Source organism: Sphingomonas sp. BAUL-RG-20F-R05-02, from assembly GCF_022662305.1.
Lineage (GTDB): Bacteria > Pseudomonadota > Alphaproteobacteria > Sphingomonadales > Sphingomonadaceae > Sphingomonas.
Genome location: NZ_JAKNQH010000070.1, coordinates 1 through 721 on the forward strand (window position 1 = coordinate 1; position 721 = coordinate 721).

Here is a 721-nt window from a genome sequence, read left to right on the forward strand (position 1 = left end):
ACCCACACATACCAAACCGTCTCAGGAAGCTCCGAGGCGGTTTTTTATCGTCCTTTTTTAAGCTCTTGCGTCGTTTCGGCAGCCCTCAAATCCGCTCACTGGATTTCCCTGCATGCCACTACGTCGATTTGCATTTGGGGGTATTTTGGGGGGTATGCCAGCCAACTCGGCAGGAGCATCCCCAATGGCTCTCAAGGACCTAAAGCACGCTACGCTACCAAACGCGCTAAGGATTACAAGCTGACCGATGGGCAGGGGTTGTACCTGCTCGTCCGGCCCAATGGCTCGAAGCTCTGGCGGATGAAGTACCGGTTTGGCGACAAGGAGAAGCTGACGTGCTCCCCGTTTTCAGGCCGCTGATAACTTAGCTTCGGTGTCCATATGCCCTTGGCGGGGGCGGTTCGTAAACTCGGCGGGTGCCAACCCGCCAAGGCTGCTGTGCGGACGCACGGTGTTGTAGTCCGTCCGCCATGCCTCGATGAGCCGTCTTGCCGTCGCTAGCGATGGGAACAGCTGTTCGTTCAGGCACTCGTCGCGTACGCGACCATTGAAGCTTTCGACGAAGCCGTTCTGCTGCGACTTGCCCGGCGCGATGTAGTGCTACTCGACCCCTGTGTCCTGGCACCAGGCGAGCACAGCGTGACTGGTCAGCTCGGTGTCGTTGTCGCTGACTACCATGTACGGCAGGCACTCCCGGCTATAATCATCAATGACGTTCAGC

At 58.1% G+C, this 721-nt stretch carries 1 protein-coding gene and 1 pseudogene; one reads left to right on the forward strand and one right to left on the reverse strand.

The features are described 5' to 3' along the window. Positions 1 to 360, forward strand: a 360-nt coding sequence (locus L8F97_RS23120) for an Arm DNA-binding domain-containing protein (protein WP_409929089.1), incomplete at its 5' end; no start/stop codon positions are given. On the opposite strand, the pseudogene L8F97_RS22470 reads toward L8F97_RS23120, so the two are convergent. Beyond that, a pseudogene (locus tag L8F97_RS22470) lies at positions 349 to 721 on the reverse strand (integrase core domain-containing protein); the annotation flags it as partial. The gene L8F97_RS23120 and the pseudogene L8F97_RS22470 overlap by 12 nt on opposite strands.